This window comes from Providencia sneebia DSM 19967 (assembly GCF_000314895.2).
Lineage (GTDB): Bacteria > Pseudomonadota > Gammaproteobacteria > Enterobacterales > Enterobacteriaceae > Providencia > Providencia sneebia.
The window spans coordinates 1,997,727-2,022,241 of record NZ_CM001773.1; the positions used below are offsets into that span (position 1 = coordinate 1,997,727).

The 24,515-nt window shown below is 36.5% G+C and carries 16 protein-coding genes and 1 pseudogene; 15 read left to right on the plus strand and 2 right to left on the minus strand.

The features are described 5' to 3' along the window. Nucleotides 1-214: 214 nt before the first annotated feature. Nucleotides 215-2,590, plus strand: a complete 2,376-nt coding sequence (ppsA, locus tag OO7_RS08230; protein ID WP_008915490.1) for a phosphoenolpyruvate synthase — start codon at nt 215-217, stop codon at nt 2,588-2,590. Nucleotides 2,591-3,368: 778 nt separating this feature from the next. On the opposite strand, the gene ydiK is transcribed toward ppsA, so the two are convergent. Continuing rightward, nucleotides 3,369-4,484 carry an AI-2E family transporter YdiK gene (ydiK, locus tag OO7_RS08235; protein ID WP_008915491.1) on the minus strand — a complete coding sequence of 372 codons (1,116 nt, stop codon included), beginning with the start codon at nt 4,482-4,484 and terminating at the stop codon, nt 3,369-3,371. A gap of 271 nt (nt 4,485-4,755) precedes the next feature. On the opposite strand from ydiK, the pseudogene ydiJ reads away from it, so the two are divergent. From ydiJ to OO7_RS08305, 14 genes and pseudogenes are all read left to right on the plus strand, one after another. Beyond that, a pseudogene (gene ydiJ, locus OO7_RS08240) lies at nt 4,756-7,811 on the plus strand (D-2-hydroxyglutarate dehydrogenase YdiJ). Next, on the plus strand, nt 7,808-8,224 hold the full coding sequence (locus OO7_RS08245) for a hotdog fold thioesterase (RefSeq protein ID WP_008915494.1): 417 nt from the start codon (nt 7,808-7,810) through the stop codon (nt 8,222-8,224). Before ydiJ ends, OO7_RS08245 begins: the two are co-directional and overlap by 4 nt. A gap of 502 nt (nt 8,225-8,726) precedes the next feature. Beyond that, nucleotides 8,727-9,107 (plus strand): Fe-S cluster assembly scaffold SufA, encoded by a 381-nt coding sequence (gene sufA / locus OO7_RS08250; RefSeq protein ID WP_043892681.1) that lies wholly within the window; start codon nt 8,727-8,729, stop codon nt 9,105-9,107. Nucleotides 9,108-9,123: 16 nt separating this feature from the next. Beyond that, nucleotides 9,124-10,623, plus strand: a complete 1,500-nt coding sequence (gene sufB / locus OO7_RS08255; protein WP_008915496.1) for a Fe-S cluster assembly protein SufB — start codon at nt 9,124-9,126, stop codon at nt 10,621-10,623. A 45-nt stretch (nt 10,624-10,668) separates the two neighbouring features. Continuing rightward, nucleotides 10,669-11,415: a Fe-S cluster assembly ATPase SufC gene (sufC, locus tag OO7_RS08260; RefSeq protein WP_008915497.1), complete on the plus strand. Its 747-nt coding sequence runs from the start codon at nt 10,669-10,671 to the stop codon at nt 11,413-11,415. Then, nucleotides 11,390-12,694 (plus strand): Fe-S cluster assembly protein SufD, encoded by a 1,305-nt coding sequence (gene sufD, locus OO7_RS08265; RefSeq protein ID WP_008915498.1) that lies wholly within the window; start codon nt 11,390-11,392, stop codon nt 12,692-12,694. Before sufC ends, sufD begins: the two co-directional genes overlap by 26 nt. A gap of 7 nt (nt 12,695-12,701) precedes the next feature. After that, nucleotides 12,702-13,940, plus strand: coding sequence for a cysteine desulfurase SufS (sufS, locus tag OO7_RS08270; protein ID WP_008915499.1), 1,239 nt, complete (start codon nt 12,702-12,704; stop codon nt 13,938-13,940). Nucleotides 13,941-15,831: 1,891 nt separating this feature from the next. Continuing rightward, on the plus strand, nt 15,832-16,704 hold the full coding sequence (locus OO7_RS08275; protein ID WP_008915500.1) for a LysR family transcriptional regulator: 873 nt from the start codon (nt 15,832-15,834) through the stop codon (nt 16,702-16,704). A gap of 163 nt (nt 16,705-16,867) precedes the next feature. Continuing rightward, the gene (locus tag OO7_RS08280) at nt 16,868-17,389 is read left to right on the plus strand and encodes a fimbrial protein (protein WP_008915501.1); all 522 of its coding nucleotides are present in this window, start codon (nt 16,868-16,870) and stop codon (nt 17,387-17,389) included. 55 nt (nt 17,390-17,444) lie between these two features. Next, the gene (locus OO7_RS08285) at nt 17,445-18,107 is read left to right on the plus strand and encodes a fimbrial biogenesis chaperone (protein ID WP_008915502.1); all 663 of its coding nucleotides are present in this window, start codon (nt 17,445-17,447) and stop codon (nt 18,105-18,107) included. A gap of 11 nt (nt 18,108-18,118) precedes the next feature. Further along, entirely contained in the window at nt 18,119-20,605 is a 2,487-nt protein-coding gene (locus tag OO7_RS08290; RefSeq protein ID WP_008915503.1) for a fimbria/pilus outer membrane usher protein, read from the plus strand. An 8-nt stretch (nt 20,606-20,613) separates the two neighbouring features. Further along, entirely contained in the window at nt 20,614-21,633 is a 1,020-nt protein-coding gene (locus OO7_RS08295; protein WP_008915504.1) for a fimbrial protein, read from the plus strand. Nucleotides 21,634-21,877: 244 nt separating this feature from the next. After that, nucleotides 21,878-22,291 carry a cysteine desulfuration protein SufE gene (gene sufE / locus OO7_RS08300; protein ID WP_008915505.1) on the plus strand — a complete coding sequence of 138 codons (414 nt, stop codon included), beginning with the start codon at nt 21,878-21,880 and terminating at the stop codon, nt 22,289-22,291. 421 nt (nt 22,292-22,712) lie between these two features. Beyond that, the gene (locus OO7_RS08305; RefSeq protein ID WP_043892682.1) at nt 22,713-23,771 is read left to right on the plus strand and encodes a L,D-transpeptidase family protein; all 1,059 of its coding nucleotides are present in this window, start codon (nt 22,713-22,715) and stop codon (nt 23,769-23,771) included. 75 nt (nt 23,772-23,846) lie between these two features. On the opposite strand, the gene OO7_RS08310 is transcribed toward OO7_RS08305, so the two are convergent. Then, nucleotides 23,847-24,089: a major outer membrane lipoprotein gene (locus OO7_RS08310; RefSeq protein ID WP_008915507.1), complete on the minus strand. Its 243-nt coding sequence runs from the start codon at nt 24,087-24,089 to the stop codon at nt 23,847-23,849. Nucleotides 24,090-24,515: the final 426 nt, after the last annotated feature.

Sequence of the window (24,515 nt, forward strand, 5' to 3'; positions counted from 1 at the left end):
TTTAATTCACGGCAAAAAATAATTCAGAATGCAAAAGTATAGCTGCTATTTCAACAATTTTTATAACAAAAAAAATTTATTATTAGTTGGATCGATTCACCTGTCCTTGTTTCTCTTTTGTCTGTGCTAGTCTATTTTGCGAGGCGAATTATCGCCAACGAGATTTTATGATTTGTACTTTGCCATTTAATTGCTAGATAAAGGATCGCTTCCAATGTCCACAAATAGTCTCACTCCGTGTAATGTACTTTGGTATAACCAATTAGGGATGAATGATGTTGACCGTGTTGGAGGCAAAAATGCCTCACTCGGTGAGATGATTACGAATTTGTCTGACCTTGGTGTATCCGTACCTAACGGATTTGCGACAACCGCACAGGCATTTAATGATTTTCTTGAGCAAAGCGGTGTTAATCAGCGTATCTATGATTTGTTAGATAACACAGATATAGATGATGTTAACCAACTTGCTGCTGCGGGTGAAAAAATTCGTCAATGGATTATTGATACACCTCTGACACCACAACTGGAAAATGATATTCGAGTTGCTTATCAAACCTTATCAGAAGGTGAAGCGGATGCTTCTTTTGCTGTTCGCTCATCTGCAACTGCTGAAGATATGCCTGATGCATCATTTGCTGGTCAACAAGAAACATTTTTAAACGTTCAAGGTATTGATGCGGTATTAGTTGCTATTAAACATGTATTTGCTTCACTGTTTAATGATAGAGCTATTTCATATCGTGTTCACCAAGGCTATGACCACCGCGGCGTTGCTTTATCTGCTGGTGTGCAGCGCATGGTGCGTTCAGATCTTGCCTCTTCCGGTGTTATGTTTACCATTGATACCGAATCAGGTTTTGATCAAGTTGTCTTTATTACATCTGCTTATGGCTTAGGTGAAATGGTTGTTCAAGGTGCTGTTAACCCTGATGAGTTTTATGTTCACAAGCCAACATTGAACAATGATCGTCCAGCAATTGTGCGCCGTACACTTGGTTCTAAAAAACTGCAAATGGTTTATGCAGATAGCCAAGAGCATGGAAAACAAGTGCAAATTAAAGATGTACCAGAAGAGCTGCGCAATCGTTTCTCTTTATCTGACCATGAAGTGGAAGAGCTTGCTCGCCAAGCTTTACAGATTGAAAAACATTATGGTCGACCAATGGATATTGAGTGGGCGAAAGATGGACATAATGGTCGCTTATATATTGTACAAGCGCGGCCTGAAACAGTTCGATCAAATCAGCAAGTTATGGAACGTTACCAATTAAAAGCGCAAGGCCAAGTGCTGGTTGAAGGTCGCGCAATTGGTCACCGTATAGGCGCGGGTCGCGTGAAGGTTATTCATAATTTGAATGAAATGGATAGAATTCAACCAGGTGATGTTCTTGTCACTGATATGACAGATCCTGATTGGGAACCTATCATGAAAAAAGCGGCTGCTATTGTCACCAACCGAGGTGGACGCACTTGCCATGCTGCGATTATTGCGCGTGAGTTAGGTATTCCTGCGGTCGTTGGCTGTGGTGATGCAACAGAGCGCTTAAGTGAAGATCAAAGCGTGACGGTGTCATGTGCTGAAGGTGATACTGGTTTTGTTTATGATGGTGAGTTAGCGTTTGAAATTCATAGCTCATCGGTTGAAACCATGCCTGATTTGAATGTCAAAATCATGATGAATGTCGGTAATCCTGATCGTGCATTTGATTTTGCTTGCTTACCAAATGAAGGTGTCGGTTTAGCAAGATTAGAATTTATCATCAACCGCATGATTGGTGTTCACCCAAGAGCATTATTAGAATTTGATACACAATCTCCTGAGCTACAAAATGAAATTCGTAGCATGATGGCGGGTTATGATGACCCAATTGAATTCTATATTGGTAAGTTAACCGAAGGTATTTCAACACTTGCTGCCGCATTTTGGCCAAAACGGGTTATTGTTCGTTTATCTGACTTTAAATCAAATGAATACGCTAATCTTGTGGGCGGCGATATTTATGAGCCAGAAGAAGAAAACCCAATGTTAGGTTTTCGTGGTGCAGGGCGTTATGTTTCAGACAGTTTCCGTGCATGTTTTGCGCTTGAATGTGAAGCGGTGAAACGTGTTCGTAATGAGATGGGACTGACTAATGTTGAAGTGATGATCCCCTTTGTGCGCACGGTTGCTCAAGCAGAAGCTGTTGTTAACGAGTTAGGTAAACATGGTTTGAAGCGCGGTGAGAATGGCTTGAAGGTGATCATGATGTGCGAAATTCCATCGAATGCGCTGCTTGCAGAACAATTCCTTGAACATTTTGATGGTTTTTCAATTGGATCTAATGACATGACTCAGCTGACATTAGGGCTTGATAGAGACTCTGGTGTCGTTTCTGAGCTGTTTGATGAACGTAATGATGCCGTAAAAGCAATGCTATCAATGGCTATCAGAGCGGCGAAGAAACAAAACAAATATGTGGGTATTTGTGGTCAAGGCCCCTCTGATCACCAAGACTTTGCTCAATGGCTAGTGGAAGAGGGAATAGATAGCCTTTCTCTTAACCCTGATACGGTTGTTCAAACATGGTTAGCATTAGCGGAGTGTTAATGTTAATTTGCTCACCTATATATTGAGTTAAGCTAATATACCTAAGCCGATAAATTAAATTATCGGCTTTTTTTATATTTAATTGGCATTATCAATTGAAGAAATAATTAAAACCTATCAATCGATTTATCTCTATTTAATATTTCTAAAAATAAATTGTTTTTTTGTGCTATTAATGGAGGATGAGATAATTAAGTATATTCAAATACCATAATTTCATTAAATAGATAAGTTAATAAAAAGTTCTATTATTGTTAATGATTATAATTGTAAGATATTATCAGTTATATAAGTAAATATATTAGGAAAAATAAATAAAGAAGTAGAGCGCAAGCCTAGATACATGCGGGATAGCAGCATGATACAGGTTCTGATAAAGTAAATTGAATTATATTCATGATTAACGGAAGGTAAAAAAAAGCCTATCATGGGCTGACAGGCAAAGACTACACACAGCAATTCTATTTTAGAAATCACGCTGGAAATATAACTAGCATGATTTTGAGATCCGTATGAACTTAATACAATATTTAGCGGTGAATAAAATAACTTATTATTCTTTTTTACACACTAAGAAGACTCTTATAATATAAAAATAATTCATCATTGGACATAAATAAGAGCACCTGATTCGGCGTAAAAGATAATATCACAAATGAGGATAAAAACTAACATTAGTATGTTAAATATTGTTTCTAAATATTAATGGAATATACTTAATTTGACGGCATGCTTAATATTTAGATATCAAGCATGCCGAAGAGCATTAATAAAAGTATTATTTTTTAATCATAAACTCTTTTTCAATGAATTCTTTTGTTCCTTTAAGATCTGGATTCGGCTCTGCTACATCATTCATCCAGGCTTTTAATAAGCTATAAGAAACGGCTAAAACAACAGGGCCGATAAATAACCCAATCATGCCTAAAGATAAAATACCGCCGATAACGCCAATCAGAATTAATACCATCGGCAAGTCAGCCCCCATTTTGATTAGCCAAGGACGTAGCACGCCATCCATTGTGGCGACAATAGCAGCCCACACAGCAAGAATAATTGCCCATGTTGTATCTCCGCTCCAAAACAGCCAAATAACGGAGGGGACCATAATAAGTAAAGGACCAAGTTGTGCGACACAACAAATAAACAGCAAAACAGTTAGGATGGCGGCATAAGGTATTCCCGATAAGGCTAAGCCTATTCCGCCAACAATAGCTTGAATGAGGGCCGTGAGAACGACACCTAATGCAACTGCGCGAATTGATTGCGCTGCTAAAATAACTGCTGCATCGCCATTTATTCCTGCTAAGCGAATGGCAAAATGCCTCACGCCTAACATGACGGATTCACCTTTAAGGTAGAGTAAACCACTAAATAGAAGCATTAGCATGAGGTGAAAAATAAAACGTCCAGCATTAATAGCTTGAGCAACAAACCAACCAGCAGCTTGACCAAAATAAGGCTGCACTTTGGCTAGCATGGCATTACCACCACTGGCAATTAAACTATGCCATGTGTAGTACATTTTATCTCCAACAAAAGGGATGCTACTAAGCCAGTCTAAATCAGGTAAACGTAGGCTATTTGGTGATTTAGCCAGATCAATAAGTGGAGCACTATTTTGAATAACACTGCCAATGAGGATCCCTAACGGTATAACAAATAATAGCAATATCAGAATAACCATAGTTAAAGCTGCCACCCAACGCTTATTCCAAAGTTTTGCTTCTAATTTAAGTAACAATGGCCAAGTTGCAATGACCATCATACCAGCCCAAACAAAGCCAAGAATAAAAGGGCTAAGCACCCAAAAACAGGCAACAATCATCAATATGATAGCGGCAAATCCGAAGATTAATTTGGGCAAGTCAACAAGCTTTTGCGATTTTTCCATTTATGGCTAATCCTTAACAAATAAAAATACTGCAAGTATGCTGTTTTTTCAGGTGAAAATAACGTAATTATTTTTCGCGATTAAAAAAAACAATATTGTGATATGGTTTCATTACTGACAATGTCATCAGCGGTTGTGCTTTCTTTAAGTGAATCTGTTTTCCAAGAGAGAGATTACTTCATAAAGTGCTCATGATCTATTGTGCAACTTTAAATAAAGATAGTACATAACGAGTAATACGAACACTAAACAACAAGAGTCATCGTTAATAATGATCCCGCGTATAACTGAAACACCACATCTAAGTAAACTCGCCAGTGAATTTTTGCATCAATTACAGGAGCAAGGTTTTACCGGAGATTTCGGTACTAGCTATGCTGAGCGTCTCTCTATGGCGACCGATAATAGTATTTATCAGCTTCTACCACAGGCAATAATTTTCCCTCGCTCTAGCGCGGATGTACAAATTGTGACCCGCCTAGCTGGGCGAGAAAAATTCCGTGAACTCACATTTACACCGCGAGGCGGGGGAACTGGAACAAATGGGCAATCCTTAACGGAAGGGATTGTGGTTGATATGTCGCGTTACATGAATCGGATCTTGGATATTAATCCGGAACAAGGTTGGGTAAAAGTAGAAGCCGGTGTTATTAAAGACCAATTAAATCAATTTCTGAAACCTTATGGTTATTTTTTCTCCCCTGAACTGTCTACCAGTAACCGCGCAACACTTGGTGGGATGATTAATACCGATGCTTCTGGTCAAGGTTCATTAGTTTATGGGAAAACTTCTGACCATGTTTTAGGTGTGAAGGCAATGTTGTTAGGGGGGGAGTGCCTAGAAACACGGGCTATGCCGATATCACTCGCCCAAACGATTGCGTCAGAAAATTCAGTTGTCGGAAATATTTACAAAACGGTGTTGAAACGCTGTTTAGAACAACGTGCCTTAATTGAAGAAAAATTTCCGAAACTTAATCGTTTTTTAACCGGTTATGACTTACGCCATGTTTTTAATGATGATTTGTCCGAGTTTGATTTAACGCGCATATTAACAGGCTCTGAAGGTTCATTAGCTTTTATCACTGAAGCTACATTGGATATTACGCCTCTTCCAAAAGTTCGCCGCTTAGTCAATGTGAAATATGATTCTTTTGAATCAGCCTTGCGCAATGCGCCTTTTATGGTGAAAGCACAGGCACTTTCAGTTGAAACGGTTGACTCAAAAGTCCTTAATTTAGCTCGTGAAGATATTGTGTGGCACTCAGTCAAAGCATTAATTACTGATGTGCCAAATAAAGATATGCTTGGTTTGAATATTGTTGAATTTTGCGGTGATGACGAAGATCAAATTAATCATTTGACAGAAAGTTTATGCCAACGACTTGATGATTTGATGAATAAACAAGAAGCCGGCGTGATTGGCTACCAAGTTTGTCATGATCTTGAAGATATTAATCGCATTTATAATATGCGTAAAAAGGCTGTTGGCTTATTGGGTAACAGTAAAGGAGCTGCCAAGCCGATCCCATTTGTTGAAGATACCTGTGTTCCTCCAGAACATCTTGCTGATTATATTGTTGAATTTAGGAAATTGCTTGATAATCATCAGTTAAATTATGGCATGTTCGGCCATGTTGATGCAGGGGTTTTACATGTTCGCCCAGCATTAGATATGTGCGATCCAGTTCAAGAAGCATTGATGAAACAAATTTCAGATGAAATTGTTGCGTTGACAGCGAAATATGGCGGTTTGTTATGGGGGGAACACGGAAAAGGTTTTAGAGCGCAGTATAGCCCAGAATTTTTCGGTGAAGTACTTTATGCTGAACTGCGTAATATTAAAGCTGCTTTTGACCCAGATAACCGTTTGAATCCAGGTAAAATTTGCCCTCCAGCTGGGCTTGATGCACCAATGAAACAAGTTGATGCAGTTAAGCGGGGAACTTATGACAGGCAAATCCCTGTTGAAGTTCGCAAAGAGTTCAGAGGTGCAATGGAATGTAACGGCAATGGTTTATGCTTTAACTTTGATGTTAAAAGCCAAATGTGCCCATCAATGAAAATTAGTGGTCAACGCATTCACTCACCAAAAGGGCGAGCAACTCTAGTAAGAGAATGGCTAAGACTACTTTCCGAGCAGGGCGTTACTCCAGAAACGTTGGATAAAGGGATAAAAGAGAATCGTCCTTCTTTGCGTGGGTTGATTGATAAAACGCGTAATACATGGCGAGCGCAAAAAGGAGATTATGATTTTTCCCATGAAGTGAAAGAGGCTATGTCAGGGTGCTTGGCTTGCAAAGCTTGTTCAACGCAATGCCCAATCAAAATTGATGTGCCGTCTTTTAGAGCGAAATTTTTGGCGTTATATCATGGTCGTTACTTAAGACCTGTGAGAGATCATATTGTTGCTAATGTCGAAAACAGTGCACCTTTACTTGCCAAAGCACCGGGAGTTTTTAACTTCTTCTTACGCCAACCTCTAGTGCAGAAAATAAGTGAAAAAACACTGGGAATGGTTGATTTGCCACTATTTTCGCAACCAACCTTAAAGCAAGAGTTATCTGGTCATTCTGCTCTGACTGTGACGTTAGAGCAATTAGAAACCATGTCGCCAAGCCAAAGAGAAAATTATGTGCTGGTCGTCCAAGATCCTTTTACCAGCTACTATGAAGCTAAAGTTGTTGCAGATTTTATTCGGTTGATTGAAAATTAGGTTATAAACCTGTATTGTTACCTTTTTCGCCTAACGGTAAAGCTCAGCATATTAAAGGTTTTCTATCTCGTTTTGCTAAAACGGCTAAAAAAACAGCTGATTTTCTCAATCGAGTTGCTAAATTAGAGCTACCTATGGTAGGGGTTGATCCGGCTTTAGTGCTATGTTATCGCGATGAATATCGTGAAATCCTCGCGCCATCGCAATGCAAATTTACAGTGCAATTAGCGCATGAATGGTTAGTGACATTACCTGAATTGCCACCTGTGCAAGATAGCCAATCAGAACCTTGGTATTTCTTTGGTCATTGTACTGAAACGACAGCATTACCAAACAGTGGCGCACAATGGGCGAGCTTATTTAAACGTTATGGTCACCAATTAAAAAATATCAGTGTGGGTTGCTGTGGAATGGCAGGAACTTACGGGCATGAGTCAGCGAATATCAAAAACTCCAAAGGGATCTATAATCTATCCTGGAAACCTGCGATAGATAACCTGCCAAAAGACCGTTGTTTAAGTACAGGTTATTCTTGTCGTAGCCAAGTGAAGAGAATGGAAAATATACAGATAAAACACCCAATTCAAGCTCTACTGGAGATTGTTAGATGATTTGGAAACGCGAAGTTGATCTAAAGCAGCTGTCGAAAATGGCTCAAGAGTGTATGTTGGGCCACATTGGTATTGAAATTACTCATATAGGTGATGATTATCTTGAAGGTATCATGCCGGTTGATAAGAGAACGAAGCAACCTTTTGGGATCTTACATGGCGGGGCATCCGTTGTCTTAGCTGAATCACTTGGCTCAATTGCCGGTTATTTGTGTAGTGAAGATAAGCAGCGTGTTGTGGGTATTGAGATTAATGCCAACCATATTCGTTCAGCTTCACAAGGATTTGTTAAAGGTGTTTGTAAACCTGTTCATATTGGACGGCGCCAACAGGTGTGGAATATTGATATTTTTAATCAAGAAGGGCAACTTTGTTGTACTTCGCGTTTAACCACTGCGGTACTTTCTGATTAATTTTCACCTCGCTATTTTTCTTTTTCTTGAGGTTTTTACCCATAATATTATGACGTAAAAACCTCATACTTCATGTTGTTATTCCATTCATTTTGTAAATAACCCAATAAAATGACTTTGAAAGATTGATATGGGAAAATTTGTAAGCACATTACAATATGAAGGCATTAGCCGTTTTTTTGATCTAAATTTGAATGTTTCAAATTTAATTAAGTTGTATAATAAATGTATCTTTATTAAATTGTGCCATATTTGTGTATTATCTAGTACATAATGGTAAAAAAATTATAATTATTTTTATTCTTTTATATTTAATGAGTTAACATAGATTTAGGCTATCTTAGGCATCAAAATAAGCTCGGAATGTATAATAAATGAGCTATAATAGGTATAACCTTTCAAAATAAATGGTTGAAGTGCCAAGGGTTATCATTACCATAGCACAAACGGAGTTTATCTCCTGATAACTGGCTGAAAAGCCATGAAAATTGTGGGGTCAAAAATGACTGCAAAAATAAGTGACAGCGTAGAAACTTTTTCTCTAGATGAAAATAGCTGGCAAGGCGTTAACTTGACAGACAGTGCAGCGAAGCAAATTAAAAAATTGATGGTGCAAAATCCTCAAAGCAAAGGGCTTTCGCTTGGTGTCAAACAGTCTGGTTGTGCGGGATTTGGCTATGTGTTCGAAATGATAGAAAATCCTACAGAAAACCATTTGCTCTTTGAGCACGATGGTGCATGTCTTTATGTACCAAAAGAAGCAATGCCGTTTATTGATGGCACAGTTATCGATTATGTCCAAGAAGGTCTTAATCGTATATTCAAATTTAATAACCCGAAAGCGCAGCATTCCTGTGGATGTGGTGAAAGTTTCGGCGTTTAACATGTGAAGTCAGATTATGTCTCAGAGCAATGTAGAAATTGGCGATGAAGTTCAAAGCTGGCTAGATGACCAGCGTTATAAAGAAGGCTTTTTTACGAATGTCGCAACAGATGAAATGGCAAAAGGCATCAACGAAGATGTTGTTCGCGCTATTTCTGCGAAACGTAATGAACCTGAGTGGATGCTGAAATTCCGCCTTGATGCTTATCATCACTGGAAAGGAATGGAAGAACCACACTGGTTGAAAGCCCATTATCCAAATTTAGATTATCAAGATTATAGTTATTATTCTGCGCCATCTTGTGGTGCCTGTGATGATACCTGCGGTTCTCAATCTGGTGCAACACAAGCAACAGGTGTGGCCGAAACTAACAATTATTTAACGGCTGAAGTTGAAGAAGCATTTAACCAACTGGGTGTTCCTGTTCGTGAAGGAAAAGCGGTTGCCGTTGATGCTATTTTCGACTCAGTTTCTGTATCTACAACATATCGTGCTGACCTCGCTAAACACGGCATTATCTTCTGTTCCTTTAGCGAAGCTATTCAAGAGCATCCGGAATTAGTACAAAAATATCTCGGTAGTGTGGTTTCCAGCCATGACAACTTTTTTGCTGCATTGAATGCCGCAGTTGCTTCCGATGGTACGTTTGTTTATATCCCTAAAGGTGTGACTTGCCCAATGGAGCTTTCAACCTATTTTCGTATTAATGCGGCGAAAACAGGGCAATTTGAACGAACTATCTTAATTGCCGATGAAGGCAGTTATGTGAGTTATATTGAAGGCTGTTCAGCGCCTGTACGTGATAGCTACCAATTGCATGCTGCGGTTGTTGAAGTCATCATCCATAAAGATGCTGAAGTTAAATACTCAACAGTTCAAAACTGGTTCTCAGGTGGAGACAGTGAAGCTGGTGGTATTCTTAACTTTGTGACCAAACGTGCTTTGTGCGAAGGTGAAAACTCTAAAATGTCATGGACCCAATCAGAAACCGGTTCGGCCATTACATGGAAATACCCGAGTGTTATCTTAAAAGGTGATAACTCTGTAGGTGAGTTTTTCTCTGTTGCACTGACTAATGGAAATCAGCAAGCAGATACCGGTACAAAAATGATCCATATTGGGAAAAATACACGCTCAACGATCATTTCTAAAGGGATCTCTGCGGGGAAAAGTCAAAATAGCTACCGTGGTTTGGTTAAAATATTACCAAGTGCTCACAATGCACGTAATTTCACACAATGCGATTCAATGTTAATCGGTACTCAGTGTGGTGCGCATACTTTCCCTTATGTAGAAGTAAAAAATAATACGGCTCAGCTTGAGCATGAGGCAACAACCTCGCGTATTGGTGAAGACCAATTATTTTACTGTTTACAACGTGGGATCAGTGAGGATGATGCGATTTCAATGATCGTAAATGGTTTCTGTAAAGATGTTTTCTCGGAACTTCCATTAGAGTTTGCAGTAGAAGCACAGAAATTGCTGGCAATCAGCCTAGAACATAGCGTGGGTTGATCACTATCAGGTTTATATGCGCGAATGCGCTAAAGGCATGTTGATATGTTAAGTGTTAAAAATTTACATGTAAGTGTAGAAGGTAATGAAATATTAAAAGGGCTGTCACTAGAAGTAAAACCTGGTGAAGTTCATGCCATTATGGGACCAAATGGTTCTGGTAAAAGTACATTTTCTGCGACATTAGCAGGTCGTGAAGAATATGAAGTTAATGGCGGAGAAGTGACTTTTAAAGGTAAAGATCTTCTTGAGTTAGATCCTGAAGAACGTGCTGGTGAAGGTATCTTCTTAGCGTTTCAATACCCAGTTGAAATTCCTGGTGTAAGTAATCAATTCTTCTTACAAACCGCAGTAAATGCTGTGCGTGAATATCGCCATGAAGAAGCACTTGATCGTTTTGATTTCCAAGATTTTATTGAAGATAAAATTAACTTGCTACAAATGCCACAAGATTTGTTAACGCGTTCTGTTAACGTCGGTTTTTCTGGTGGTGAAAAGAAACGCAACGATATCTTACAAATGGCTGCACTTGAACCGCAACTGTGCATTTTAGATGAAACAGACTCTGGTTTGGACATTGATGCTCTTAAAACAGTAGCAAACGGTGTTAACTCTTTACGTTCACCGGAACGTTCATTCATTATCGTAACGCACTATCAGCGTATTCTAGACTACGTCAAACCTGATTTCGTCCATGTTTTATATCAGGGCAAAATCATCAAATCAGGTGATTTCAGTTTGGCGAAAAAACTAGAGGAGCAAGGTTATGGCTGGCTTATTGACCAACAGTGAAAGAGCTGAAAAACGTGCTCAGGTAGCTGAATTAAATGAGCAAGCTATGGCACGTTTTTCAAAACTGTTTGAAAAACGCTCTGGTGCGGATTCATCTCATGCATCAGCAAATTGGCAGAAAACGCAACAAGTTGGTTTTCCGACTTTCCGCCATGAAGATTGGCACTATACGCCTTTGCAATCAATATTGACGACCAATTTTGATTATGCGAAATCAAGTGTCGACGAAAATGCATGTGAAGCATTAGCGCTTCCTATTGATGCATACCGGATAGTGTTAGTTGATGGACATTATAGTTCAGCGCTAAGCTCCATTGATACAGGACCATTCCAAGTCAGTTTGTTAGATAATCAAGAACTATTACCTGCACCAATTAATAGTGAGATTTTTTTACATCTAACAGAAAGCTTGGCACAACAACCTGTTGTGATCCATCTTGCTGCAAATAATCAAGCTGAAAAACCACTGTATCTGTTAAATATCAGCAGTGGAAAAGACGGTGAAGAAGTCAACACGAGCCAATATCGTTACCACATTACTTTAGGTAAAAATAGTCAAGCGCAAGTGATTGAACACTTTGTTAGCCTAAATGATAAAGCGCATTTTACTGGCAGCCGTTTAACAGTTGAAGTTGGCGATAATGCGCAATTTAAACATTTTAAGCTAAATAGTGAAAATGAACAGGTTCAGCATTTTGCTCATAATGACATTAAGATTGGTCGTGACAGCCAAGTATTAAGCAGCAGCTTTTTATTGGGAGCAAAATTAACTCGCCATCATACAAGTACCCAATTAAATGGTGAGAATGCAAATCTATCACTCAATAGTTTGCTACTGCCTAAAAATACTGAAATCGCTGATACTCGCACCTATCTTGAACATAATGCAGAGTACTGTGAAAGCCGCCAATTGCATAAAGTGATTGCAATGGATAGTAGTAAAGCTGTATTTAACGGCATGATCAAAGTATCACCAAATGCATTAAAAACTGATGGGCAGATGAGTAATAACACACTGCTTTTAGGTGATAAAGCTGAAGTTGATACTAAACCTCAGTTAGAAATCTATGCTGATGATGTGAAATGTGGGCACGGTGCGACAGTTGGACGAATTGATGAAGAACAACTGTTTTATCTACGTTCGCGTGGTATTGACGGCAAAGAAGCAAAACATATGATTATCATTGCTTTTGCTGCGGAATTGACAGAATCCATTGCATCTGAAGAACTTAAACAAGCTGTAATGACGAGTATTCGCCAGCGCTTAGCGGAGGTTTAGTACTTGTATGACATACAATGTGGCAGCAGTGAGGCAGGATTTTCCTGCCTTATCCCAAGAGGTTAATAATCACCCGTTAGTCTATTTAGATAGTGCGGCGAGTGCGCAAAAACCTGCATCAGTTGTTGAAAAAGAAAGCTATTTCACATTGAATCAATATGCAGCAGTGCACCGTGGTATTCATACTTTAAGTGCACAAGCTACATCAATGATGGAAGAAGCTCGCCAAAAAGTTGCTGATTTTATTCATGCCGCTTCAGCTGAAGAAATTGTATTTGTTAAAGGCACCACAGAAGCGATAAATTTAGTGGCTAATACTTTTGGCCGAAAATTCATTAGCTCAGGTGATAATATTATTATTACCGAAATGGAACACCATGCAAATATTGTTCCGTGGTATATGCTGGCTGAATCAATTGGTTTTGAAATTCGTATCTTACCTATCACAGATGATGGGAAACTAGAGTTAGACAAGCTGAGTGAATTGATTGATTCTAAAACTCGTTTACTCAGTTTTACCCATATTTCTAATGTGTTAGGGACTGTTAACCCAGTTAAAAAAATCATTGAAAAGGCAAGGGAACTTGCGGCTTTGTGTGGTGCGAAGCTCTATATTTTGGTCGATGGCGCTCAAGGTGCAATGCACAGTGTTGTTGATGTTCAGGACTTAGATTGTGATTTTTATACCTTCTCTGGTCATAAATTATATGGACCAACAGGGATTGGTGTTCTATATGGTAAAAAATCATTATTAGACCAAATGCCGCCATGGGAAGGTGGTGGAGCAATGATCCGTCAAGTCGATCTAAAACAAGGTATTACTTATGCTGATGCGCCGTGGCGTTTTGAAGCGGGTACACCAAATGTCAGTGCTATCATTGGATTGGGTGCTGCTATTGACTATATAAATAGTATTGGTCGAGCAGAAGCTTTTACCCATGAAGCTGATGTCATGGCATATGCTTCGAAAAAATTAAAAGAGATACCATCATTAACGTTATATGGTAACGATGAACGTGAAGGTGTGATTGCTTTTAATTTAGGCAAGCATCATGCATATGATGTGGGTACTTTTTTGGATCAATATGGTGTGGCTATTAGAACTGGGCATCATTGCGCAATGCCATTGATGGATCGTTACCATGTTCCTGCTATGTGCAGAGCATCTGTTGGTATCTATACAACCAAAGAAGATATTGATGCTTTATATAATGCATTGCTACGCACTAAAACATTGCTAGGTTAGGGTGATAATCAATAGTATCAATCCTTGCTACTTGTATGTTGACTCAAAGTCTTTAGTAAAGCCCTGGTTTTTTAGCTAGGGCTTTACTTTAATAAAGGGAGTACAAATTATAATCTAATTGGCTCATTAAAAAGCTTTCCTTCCTGAAAATTCCCACAAAAGTAAGCTCTCTGAACAATCAAAAATTATTTCTACACAATAAAATCGATCATATATGACTGAATTACGGGTACGTAATCTCTCAGATTTAACGACTTTTTCTACGCTTAAACGATTAAATACCATAATGACTTGTATACATTTTGTAACAATCGATTGAGTTTGTTCAGTGAATTTATATTCATTGTTCTGATGGAAGTGTGGCGTTCATGTATTGGTTGAATGAGGTGTCAGAGCATTTAATATTAGTTTTAGCTGAGCTATCGGCTTAATATTTGGCTTTAAACACACGTTGGTAGGGGTAAAAGGTGGTAGATACAAATGACTCTTGCCATCATTGGTACTGACTAGCATATATAATTAGGTCGTTTTTTACCCCCATTATTTATCAGAAGTACTATTAACAAGTCATTTTTTTCAAAATTTTACTTATGGATAATAATATTGCCTAAAATTAGCGGAGGAATTTCTCATTAAGGTTTGCAAGTTTGAGTCAAATTAGGTTGCTTTTTGAGCGATCGTTTCTTTATGTCAATTTTTTATTTATTAATATCAATTTAATCTATTGATTTTATCAAGATATGGCACGAATAAAATTATATTTTATAAATTAAATTTATCCTAAACTTATGATTAAATCTAATTATCTATCTTTTGGGTATATATTAATCTAGTTTTTTGTGAAAAAAGAAGAAATAGCACTTCATCTATCATTGTAATACATTGATTTTATAATGAATTATTTGTTTTATTGTATTTTTGACTCATAATGCTGTCACGATTTTATGCCAAGAGTGATTTTGAAATAGAAGTTAGCAGCACAAAAGAGCAACAATACTTATCTATTCAGAGAGGAAAGGTTGCCTATACAAGTTATCATTAATAGAATAGCCTATTTTTATGATGGAATGAGGCAATATACAGATATATTTTTAGGTATCTATGATGTATTTCTAGTGCTATTTATACACCTCAAGCATGTGATTATCGATATAATGTAAAAAAGTATTAAAATTTTTATCTTTTTATTTAATTTTGTGATCAATGTCTAAAAAATATTTTATAACTGGCTTTGGATTTATGGTCTGATTTAGGTGCAGTCATGTCGTTTTTCCTGAAAGAGGGAAAAAGTAGAATATTATTTTTTGATAGTATTATTAACATTAATTGATTTATTATTTTACAAGTTCGCAATTGAATAACGTAAAATCCCATACAATGCTAAAACTGTCTTAAATTTGAAATTTAATTCTATATAATGAAATAAATTCAGAATTAACCTCTGATTTTTTCGGGGTGGAATTTTTACGTATCTATGAAATAAAAATTCTATAATAATATTTAAAATTTAACATTATTAGCTGATTATTTAATTTATATAATTCATAGTGTAATTTTAAATTATATCCTCATGAATATATATAATGATTTAATAAATTAATTTTCCATTTTTTTAATTGCATTAACCTTATCTAATTAAATAACTAATAAACTATTAATTTAAAAATAATCTATAAATTTAGTTATTTTCTTATTTATACAATTACTTTAAATTAAAACAAATGATTTAACTAATAATGGTTTTAATGGTGTTAAATAAAACCTTAAATAATTTTAAACTAATGGCGGTTAGTTAATCATCGTATATACTGGCTATTAACGAGCTTGAAATAAGCTGCTATATTTTAGTTAAATAATAACAATAATACTTAGGCAAATACTCGGAGATACCATGGAAAAAACGCGAACGACATTAGATCAATGGATAACTTTGCAGGCAGTAGTTGACTATGGTGGTTTTGCCCAAGCAGCTGAAGCATTGCATAGAACACAATCTTCTATTAGTTATACAATTAGTAAATTAGAACAACTTCTTGAAATTAAAATATTTTCTTTAGAGAAGCGTCGTGCAGTGCTGACCTCAGAAGGGCAACAATTGTTAGAATTATCTAGAGAGGTAACAAGTAAAGCTATTTCATTAGAAATGAAAGCTAAGTTTTTGAATGGTAATCAAAATAATAAAATTAATATTATTATAGACTCGCTTTATCACAGTGATTACATTCTAGATTTAATCGGAGGTTTTACTCGAATAAGAAAAGACTATGATATTGATTTTATTAGAACTTCAATGAAAAAATCCGATATTTATACTTTAAGCGATTATGATTTATTGATAACGCATCACAACATTGAATCATTAAATCCGATATTTCTAGAGCAAATAGAAGGGGTTTTAGTCACTAGCAAAGAACATAAATTACAGTCTTTGAATGATGGTAATATATTGAAAGTATTAGAAAAAACAACATATATAGACTTGGGCTCTATGATGAAAACCAATATAAAAAGAACGCAGACTATCAATGTTCCTAATGTTGAAACAGCGATTAAATTAACAGAAAACTCTTTTGGTTATTCATGTTTACCGAGAAACTTAATAAGCAAAGAACTCGCTAATAACACGCTGAAAGAATTAAAGATTATAAATAAAAATATCTATGCTAATTTCTATATGTATATGAATAAAAATTCAGTTTTGAATGATACTTTTAAAGAACTTTTATCGGATAATAAATTACAACATTTCTTAAATGCTTTATAAAAAATAACATAGAAAAAATTGATGTATTTTTAAAAAAATTAATGAATAGATTTCTTAACTAAATAAAATCTTGGTGTTATATTGCGCTCCGCAAATATAATGAATAAATCAATTGTTCATAAAACTATACTTAATTATTAAAGAAACATTTATAGGAACCATTATGAGAACTCTAAAAAAATCTCTAATCGCAGTAGAGGTTGTTTTAGTTTTAACAACCGCACCAGCAGCTTTTGCATCAGGCACAATTAAATTTACCGGCGAAATAACAGATGTCGCTTGTACAGTTGATAGTAAGTCGAAAAATTTAAATGTTGAATTAGGTAAAGTTTCATCTAAAAGCTTAGCTGCTAAAGGTGAAGTTGCTGGATTGAAAGATTTCACTATTAAATTAATTGATTGCCCAGCGACGTCTAAAGTTACTGTTAGATTTGGTGGAACTCGTGATCTTATCGACCGCGATATTCTCGCTATCAACCAAGGGACTAGTGCTGCAACTAACGTTGGTATTGCCTTGTTTGAGAAAGATGCTACGACACCAATTAAACTTTACGAAGATACTAAAGAAGTTGAGTTTAAAGGGGCTACAGTCGATTTAGATTACGTTGCGCGTTATAAAGCTACAGGTACTGCCACAGCAGGTCCTGCGAATAGTAGCGCAGTTTATAGTATTCAGTACCAATAAAATTATTGGGCGGCATTAGTCGCCCACTCTTTTACTTATATTCATTGGTTATGTTATGAAAAGAATATTAATCTCCGTTTTTTTTCTCTTATTTTCTTTGCCTAATCTATCCTTTGCTGAAGGGATAAGCATTGGGGGTACACGTTTTGTTTATGCAGAAAATAAACGTGAAATTGATATTCCAATTTTTAACAGCGATAAAGAAAAACCATTTTTAATTCAAAGCTGGGTATCTGCATTTGAAGGGGATGCCAAAGCACCTTTTATAGCAACACCACCTTTATTCAGGATAGAACCAAACACAAATGGTTCCGCACGTATTTCTTATATCGGTGAGCCTTTAGCAAATAATACAGAACAGATTTACCTACTTAATATTAAATCCATACCACCAAAGGATAGCAATATTGGTAATGAGTTACAGATTATTATTAATTCACAGTTTAAGTTATTTCTAAGATCAAAAGATATTGAACCATTTGATTTTGATAAGGTTAGTGTTATCAAAAAAACAAATGGAATAATAATTGATAATCAAACTCCTTACCATTTATCAGTAAAAGAAATTTTTGTCAACGGAACTAAGGTCAAAAGTAAAAACTTTATTTACCCCTTTAAGAATATCAATGTTTATGAACATAACATAAATAGTAATGACACAATAGTTGTTCAGTTTATTAATGATTATGGTGCGATTATTGAAAAAAAGATTAATTAAGAGTATATGATATGCCAATTTCTTTTTTAAAGAAAAATCCAGTTTATTCAAAATCTTTCATTGCCATTAGCATTATTTTATATATGGATAATGCTAATGCCGAAGATCTATTTGATATTAATGCTATTAATACTGGAATTGAGAGCCAAGTTGCTGATGTCAACAGTTTAGGGTATCTATCCTATTCGGGAGGGCAGCTTCCGGGTACATATTATACAGATGTATTTATTAATCAAAATTTAGTCGATAGCCAAAGTTTAACATTTGTATTTGATGAAAAATCAAAGCAATTAGTCCCACAACTTAACAAAGGGATGCTATTAAACTGGGGTGTTAAAAATACGGTTAGTAACAGTTTTGCTAATATAAGTAATGATGCGGTTATTACTAACCTTGATGAACTTATCCCTGGTGCAAAAATTAATTACCATTTTGCTAATAACCAATTAGAAATTAATATTCCTCAAATAGGATTAGAAAATACGAGTCGTGGCTATATCGAGCCTAGTGAATGGGATAATGGGATTAATGCCGCCTTTGTTAATTATACTGCTAGATATAATAAATATTGGTATAAAGAAAAAAATAATCTTGATAACACCTTTCTAGGGTTAAGAAGTGGTGTTAATTTCGATGCTTGGCGTTTACGTAACCATAGTACTTACACAAGAAATGCCGGTGAAACAAACTGGAATAGTCTACAAACTTATTTAGAACGAGATATTCGTGCATTAAAAAGCCATTTAACACTCGGAGAGACATCATCCGACAGTGGTATAATGGAAAGTAATCCTTATTTGGGGATAAAACTTACATCAGATGAAAGCATGTTGCCACAAAGCCAACGTGGATTTGCGCCTGTTGTTACGGGTATTGCACAGTCTAATGCAACAGTTACAGTTAAACAAAATGGTAGTGTTATCTATCAAACGACTGTTCCGCCGGGCGAATTTTCTATAAGTGATTTGTATCCAACTTCTTACAGTGGTGATCTAGATGTCACGATTGAAGAAGCAGATGGAACCGTTCGGTCATTTATTCAGCCATTTTCAGCTGTGCCGATGATGCAAAGAACAGGTGCTTTGAAGTATAGCATTGATATTGGCCAATATAATGCGAGCAATGCGCGCCGTAAACCAAAATTCTTTCAAACATCATTAAATTATGGACTGCCATATAATTTATCTATTTATGGTGGCACCATATTGTCGCCTGATTATCAAGCATACACGCTAGGAAGCGGGGTAAATTTAGGCAATATAGGCGCTCTTTCCATGGATGTGACAGAGTCTTTGGCTAAATTAATCGATGATACTAAAGCTAAAGGCCAGTCGTATCGTGTGCAATATTCTAAACATATCACAGATACAGGAACTTCGTTTTCCTTGGCATCTTATCGTTATTCGACAAAGGATTATTATGATTTTTCCACCGCCAATAATGATTTTTATCATTTAGGAAGGAAAAAACAGCAGTTTCAAGTGGCACTTTCGCAATCACTTAATGATATTGGTTATTTATCGCTTAATGGATATCAACAATACTATTGGGATAAAAGTGGTTCCGACAAAAATCTCACCATGAGTTTTAGCTCGAATTATAAATTGCTGAATTATAGTGCTTCCTATACCTACTCGAAGCAAAGTTATACTCAAACTAATGACCAAATTATTTCGTTAAATTTAAGTATTCCATTTGATTGGGGACAAAAAAATAATTGGATTAATTATAGTTATACGGGGAGTCGCCATGGCGATTCAACCAGTTCACTTAGCTATAGCTCGTCATTATTAGAAGATGATAATTTACAATACGATATTACCCAACGATATAACCATAATCGTAATGAATATAATAGTTCTATCAGTGCAAACTACATAGTTTCATCTGGAGAATATAGTGCCGGATATAATTACACACCGAATTATCATTCAGTTGATGTCGGTGCAACGGGAGCATTTATGCTGCATGCGGATGGTATCACTGCATCTCAATCAATATATGATTCTGCGGTACTGGTGAAAGCACAAGGTATTGAGAATTTAAAAGTAAATAATACTCAGGCGTTATATACCGATGCGAATGGTTTTGCCGTTATTCCAAGTGTAACCCGATATGAGCGAAATAAAATCAATGTCGATGCCGCAACCTTAACGGGAAATAATGATATTGCAGTGAGTACAACAACAGTTGTACCGACACAAGGCGCAATTGTATTAGCAGATTTCCATGCCAAGCGTGGTGCTAGAGTATTACTGAAGGTGATGTATAAAGGTAAACCTATTTCTTTTGGTACTCAAGTATCTGTTTTTGAAGATACTCAACAAATTTCCAGTGGGATTGTCGCCAATGATGGCGAAGTTTATTTAAGTGGTGTTCCAGCACAAAGCCAAATAGTGGCGAAATGGGGCACAAATGAAAATCAACGCTGTGAAATACCGTTATCTTTATCATTAGACAATGAAAAGATCCAATTTATTGAGAAAAACTGTGAATAGGAGTTAACATGATTAAATTAGCCACAGTATGTTGCGCCTCATTAATTTTCCTATATTCACAATCTAGTTTTGCAGAATTTAGGTCTGAATTTACGACTAAAACAATAACTAAAAATGAAACATTATATGTATCGCGTAGTTTACCTGTAGGGAGTTTTATCGGATCAGTTGACTTAAATAGCCATAATGCATGGGCATGGTGGAATATTTCGGGTACAACTTGGGTTGGAATATTTTTGCCAAGTATTGGTGCTGGCACATTTAAATCCGCTGAAGGGGGCTACGTCAGACCAATTCCTGGTTCAGGAATTGGTTATGCACTACATGGAACTGTGACAGGGCCTTGTAGTGGTAGTGCATTTGTTGATGGGCAAAATAATATGGATAAAAATATCAGTAACAGGATGATTTGTCGCTCAAATGCAACAAGTGCGTTCTACGGCGTGAAGTTACGGGCTGATTTTTATAAATTAAGCAATAACGTGCCGACTCAAACATTGCCTACAATACGAGCTGCTATGCTGATACTATATCATAATGGTTTTATCACCTCAGATTATTATGGTAATAAAGAGCCAAATGTTTACTTAAGTGGCATCAAAGTTGTTTCAAGTGGGTGTGATGTTAAAAATCCATCCATTAATGTGCCTATCGGTAAAATTAGTAAAGCAACTTTTTCAGGTGTTGGCTCCACAAGCCCTGATAGCAAGAAAAAAATTAAAATTCAATTAGATTGTGACCCTATTACACCAATTAAAATAACGTTTGTTGGCACTCAAGATGAAAGTAAAACAGCAGGGGCAATTGCGTTAAATAATTTAAATGATGTTAACACTGCCCAAGGGTATGCTATTCAAGTGAAGTATAATAATTCTCCAATCAAGCTAAACCAGATAATGGAAATAGTGAAGTCGAATACGGCAGGGCAATATGAAATCCCACTTGAAGCCGCTTATATCCAAACGAAATCAGTGACTAAAGCTGGACAAGCTAATGGCACATTACAATTTAATATGCGATATCACTAAATTCCGCAATGCTCTAAATCCACAACGCCCTAAAATAGTTATTAGTTTTGATTAAGGTGAATAAACCTGATTAAGTGGCCTCATTGTCTTCAATATATCTTATCTTTGTATTGGGCTGAATATTACAAAGCACAATACCTTCAAATTATGCAATAATAGTGAATCTTAGTTTAGCCAATAAAATAGACTTTATTGGCTTTATCTAATGAGTATCTTTTATTCGCTATTTTGTAAGGAAAGAAGTATGCCAGCTTTGCCCGATGAACATAAATTGCTACGTAATTTTGCACGTTGCCAGAATTCGGAAGAACGTTACCTGTATATAATAGAACTTGGCGGGAACTTACCTGAACTGACAGACGCACAGCGTAGTGATAATAACTTGATTGCAGGTTGTCAGAGTCAAGTTTGGATTGATATGCAAAAGCAAGCAGATGGTTCGATTAAATTTGCGGGTGATAGTGATGCGGCTATTGTTAAAGGGCTTGTTGCGATAGTTATTATTTTATTCCAAGGTAAAACAGCAGAACAGATTTTATCATTAGATGTGAAAGACTTTTTCTCACAACTCGCATTAGAACAGTATTTGACACCTTCGCGTACTCAGGGATTAAATGCAATGATCAGGACTATTCTTGCGCGTGCGGCAACGATGTAACAAATGATGATAGCGAGAAAGAATAGCTATTCTCGCTTATTTTTATTCTGTATTTGCTGGTGGTTTTGATAGTATTTATTGATTGAATGTGGAATTATTAGCCTATTCTAGCGCTAGTAATGATTTTTATGTTAAAAAATCATGCTCAAAATTGAATCGATATTTATTATATTCCAAATAAATCAAATTATTGTTGGCGATATAAGCCAGTAAAGTCAATTTATCTCGACCACTTCTGGCACGAGCTCCCCTTGTTGCTGAATAGATAGGCAGCTTGTTCAGCCTATAAGTAAATTGAACTATTTAGAGTATAGTTGCTATTATGAGCACATTGTAATTATGAGCACATAGTTCTTGAAAACGTAGTTTTGGGAAAGCAGTAATGAGTGTGTCGCATTGACATCAATTTCTTGGAGTCGGTATGAAGAAAGTGTTTTCGTTGGCGAGTTTGTTTGTGGCGAGTGTTTTTGCATCATCAGTACAAGCAATGGATTATCCATTACCGGACAGTAATTCGCGTCTGATTGGTGAGAATTCAATTTATACTGTGCCATATGATGGACGGTCGTTAGAAGCAATAGCGAGTGAATATCAAATTGGTTTACTCGCGATGTTAGAAGCCAATCCGGGAACGGATCCTTATTTACCGGAAGCGGGCAAAGAACTGATTATTCCTACACAAATGCTCCTGCCTGCAACACCAAGAACGGGCATGGTGATTAACCTTGCTGAATTGCGTCTGTATTACTATCCTGCAAATAGCCAAGAAGTTGTAGTTTATCCTATTGGTATTGGTCAGTTAGGTCGTGATACACCTGAAATGGTGACATCAATTAGCCAATTGATTAAAGACCCAACATGGACACCGACGGCGAATATTCGTAAGAATTATGCTAAAGAAGGTATTATATTACCTGCTGTTGTTCCAGCAGGGCCTGAAAATCCGATGGGGTTATATGCTTTACGCTTATCTCATGGACGTGGTGAATATTTGATCCACGGAACAAATGCTGATTTTGGTATTGGTATGCGAGTCAGTTCAGGTTGTATTCGTCTACGCCCTGATGATATTGAAGCATTATTTAAGACTGTTCCAAAAGGGACTCGAGTACAAATTATTAATCAGCCGATTAAATATTCAAAAGAGGCTGATGGAAGCTACTACATTGAGGTACATCAACCGCTTTCAAAGAATGAAAATGATGATCCTCAAACAATGCCAATTCCACTATCGAATGATTTCAAACGTTTTCTAGAAAATGAAGGCATTGATAAGACGCTTGTACAAAATGAAATAGCAAGGCGTTCAGGATTACCTGTGCGAGTGAATAGGGATGATAACTCAACACAAAAAGAATATGATGAAACATCAAGCAGTGATAGCGTAGCGCAACAAGGGCAATATCCTGAATTAAATCCGATTGAAGATTTTTCGATTTTTCAGCCTCAGCCGGTATATGAGCCAGCTGAAGAACAATAGTTCTCAGATAAAAAATAAGGGCCTAATTAGGCCCTTTTTCATAGCATTCAGCATTAAGCTGTAACTAGTTCAATCTTATTTTTTGTAAGAACGAACTTGGTTATCTAGACGTTGGTTAGCACGTGCAGCTTCTTGCTGTGCAGTTTGTACTTCAGCACGGATAGTTTGAACATCGCTGCTCAGTTGATCAACTTTACCATTCAGAGTTTGAACATCTGAAGATAGTCTTTGGATCTCAGTGCTATTATTGGTAGAACAACCCGCTAGTAAAGCTGAAGCTAATACGATAGAGCCCAGTACAATTTTAGTACGAATCATTATTTTACCCTCTAGATAGATTTATCTTGAAAATATTAAAAGCAAGTTACCACTGCTATAGATTTAGATAATCATTATCGATCTTCTTAATCCTAATTGAACAATCATTCAGTTCAGAAATGGTACCTACTTAGTCTTATGCTAGTACTTAATTTACACTTTTGCTAGAAATACTTTACGTCAGTTAGCAGAAAATATAAGATTTCCAACTTGTCTGGCGATTATTTAACCGATTTAAAATCACTTAAAGATATTAGACTAATATAGCAAATGAAAAATAGATTGCAATAAAAGCATGAATTGACAAATGTGCTAAAGAAAGCATTTTATGTCAAAATGAAAACAGACCTAATATGATGCCATCAATATAAAATGAAAATTATGAATTGGCTTTGGGATAGCTAAAATCAATTATTAAAAAGCAGA

What these genes read in the sequence shown, in the direction of transcription:
- OO7_RS08305 (WP_043892682.1), top strand. Translation starts at nt 22,713, where the DNA reads ATGAAGAAAGTGTTTTCGTTGGCGAGTTTGTTTGTGGCGAGTGTTTTT.
- OO7_RS08310 (WP_008915507.1), bottom strand. Translation starts at nt 24,089, where the DNA reads ATGATTCGTACTAAAATTGTACTGGGCTCTATCGTATTAGCTTCAGCT.
- sufB (WP_008915496.1), top strand. Translation starts at nt 9,124, where the DNA reads ATGTCTCAGAGCAATGTAGAAATTGGCGATGAAGTTCAAAGCTGGCTA.
- ydiK (WP_008915491.1), bottom strand. Translation starts at nt 4,484, where the DNA reads ATGGAAAAATCGCAAAAGCTTGTTGACTTGCCCAAATTAATCTTCGGA.
- sufC (WP_008915497.1), top strand. Translation starts at nt 10,669, where the DNA reads ATGTTAAGTGTTAAAAATTTACATGTAAGTGTAGAAGGTAATGAAATA.
- sufD (WP_008915498.1), top strand. Translation starts at nt 11,390, where the DNA reads ATGGCTGGCTTATTGACCAACAGTGAAAGAGCTGAAAAACGTGCTCAG.
- ppsA (WP_008915490.1), top strand. Translation starts at nt 215, where the DNA reads ATGTCCACAAATAGTCTCACTCCGTGTAATGTACTTTGGTATAACCAA.
- OO7_RS08290 (WP_008915503.1), top strand. Translation starts at nt 18,119, where the DNA reads ATGCCAATTTCTTTTTTAAAGAAAAATCCAGTTTATTCAAAATCTTTC.
- OO7_RS08280 (WP_008915501.1), top strand. Translation starts at nt 16,868, where the DNA reads ATGAGAACTCTAAAAAAATCTCTAATCGCAGTAGAGGTTGTTTTAGTT.
- sufS (WP_008915499.1), top strand. Translation starts at nt 12,702, where the DNA reads ATGACATACAATGTGGCAGCAGTGAGGCAGGATTTTCCTGCCTTATCC.
- OO7_RS08285 (WP_008915502.1), top strand. Translation starts at nt 17,445, where the DNA reads ATGAAAAGAATATTAATCTCCGTTTTTTTTCTCTTATTTTCTTTGCCT.
- OO7_RS08245 (WP_008915494.1), top strand. Translation starts at nt 7,808, where the DNA reads ATGATTTGGAAACGCGAAGTTGATCTAAAGCAGCTGTCGAAAATGGCT.
- OO7_RS08295 (WP_008915504.1), top strand. Translation starts at nt 20,614, where the DNA reads ATGATTAAATTAGCCACAGTATGTTGCGCCTCATTAATTTTCCTATAT.
- sufA (WP_043892681.1), top strand. Translation starts at nt 8,727, where the DNA reads ATGACTGCAAAAATAAGTGACAGCGTAGAAACTTTTTCTCTAGATGAA.
- sufE (WP_008915505.1), top strand. Translation starts at nt 21,878, where the DNA reads ATGCCAGCTTTGCCCGATGAACATAAATTGCTACGTAATTTTGCACGT.
- OO7_RS08275 (WP_008915500.1), top strand. Translation starts at nt 15,832, where the DNA reads ATGGAAAAAACGCGAACGACATTAGATCAATGGATAACTTTGCAGGCA.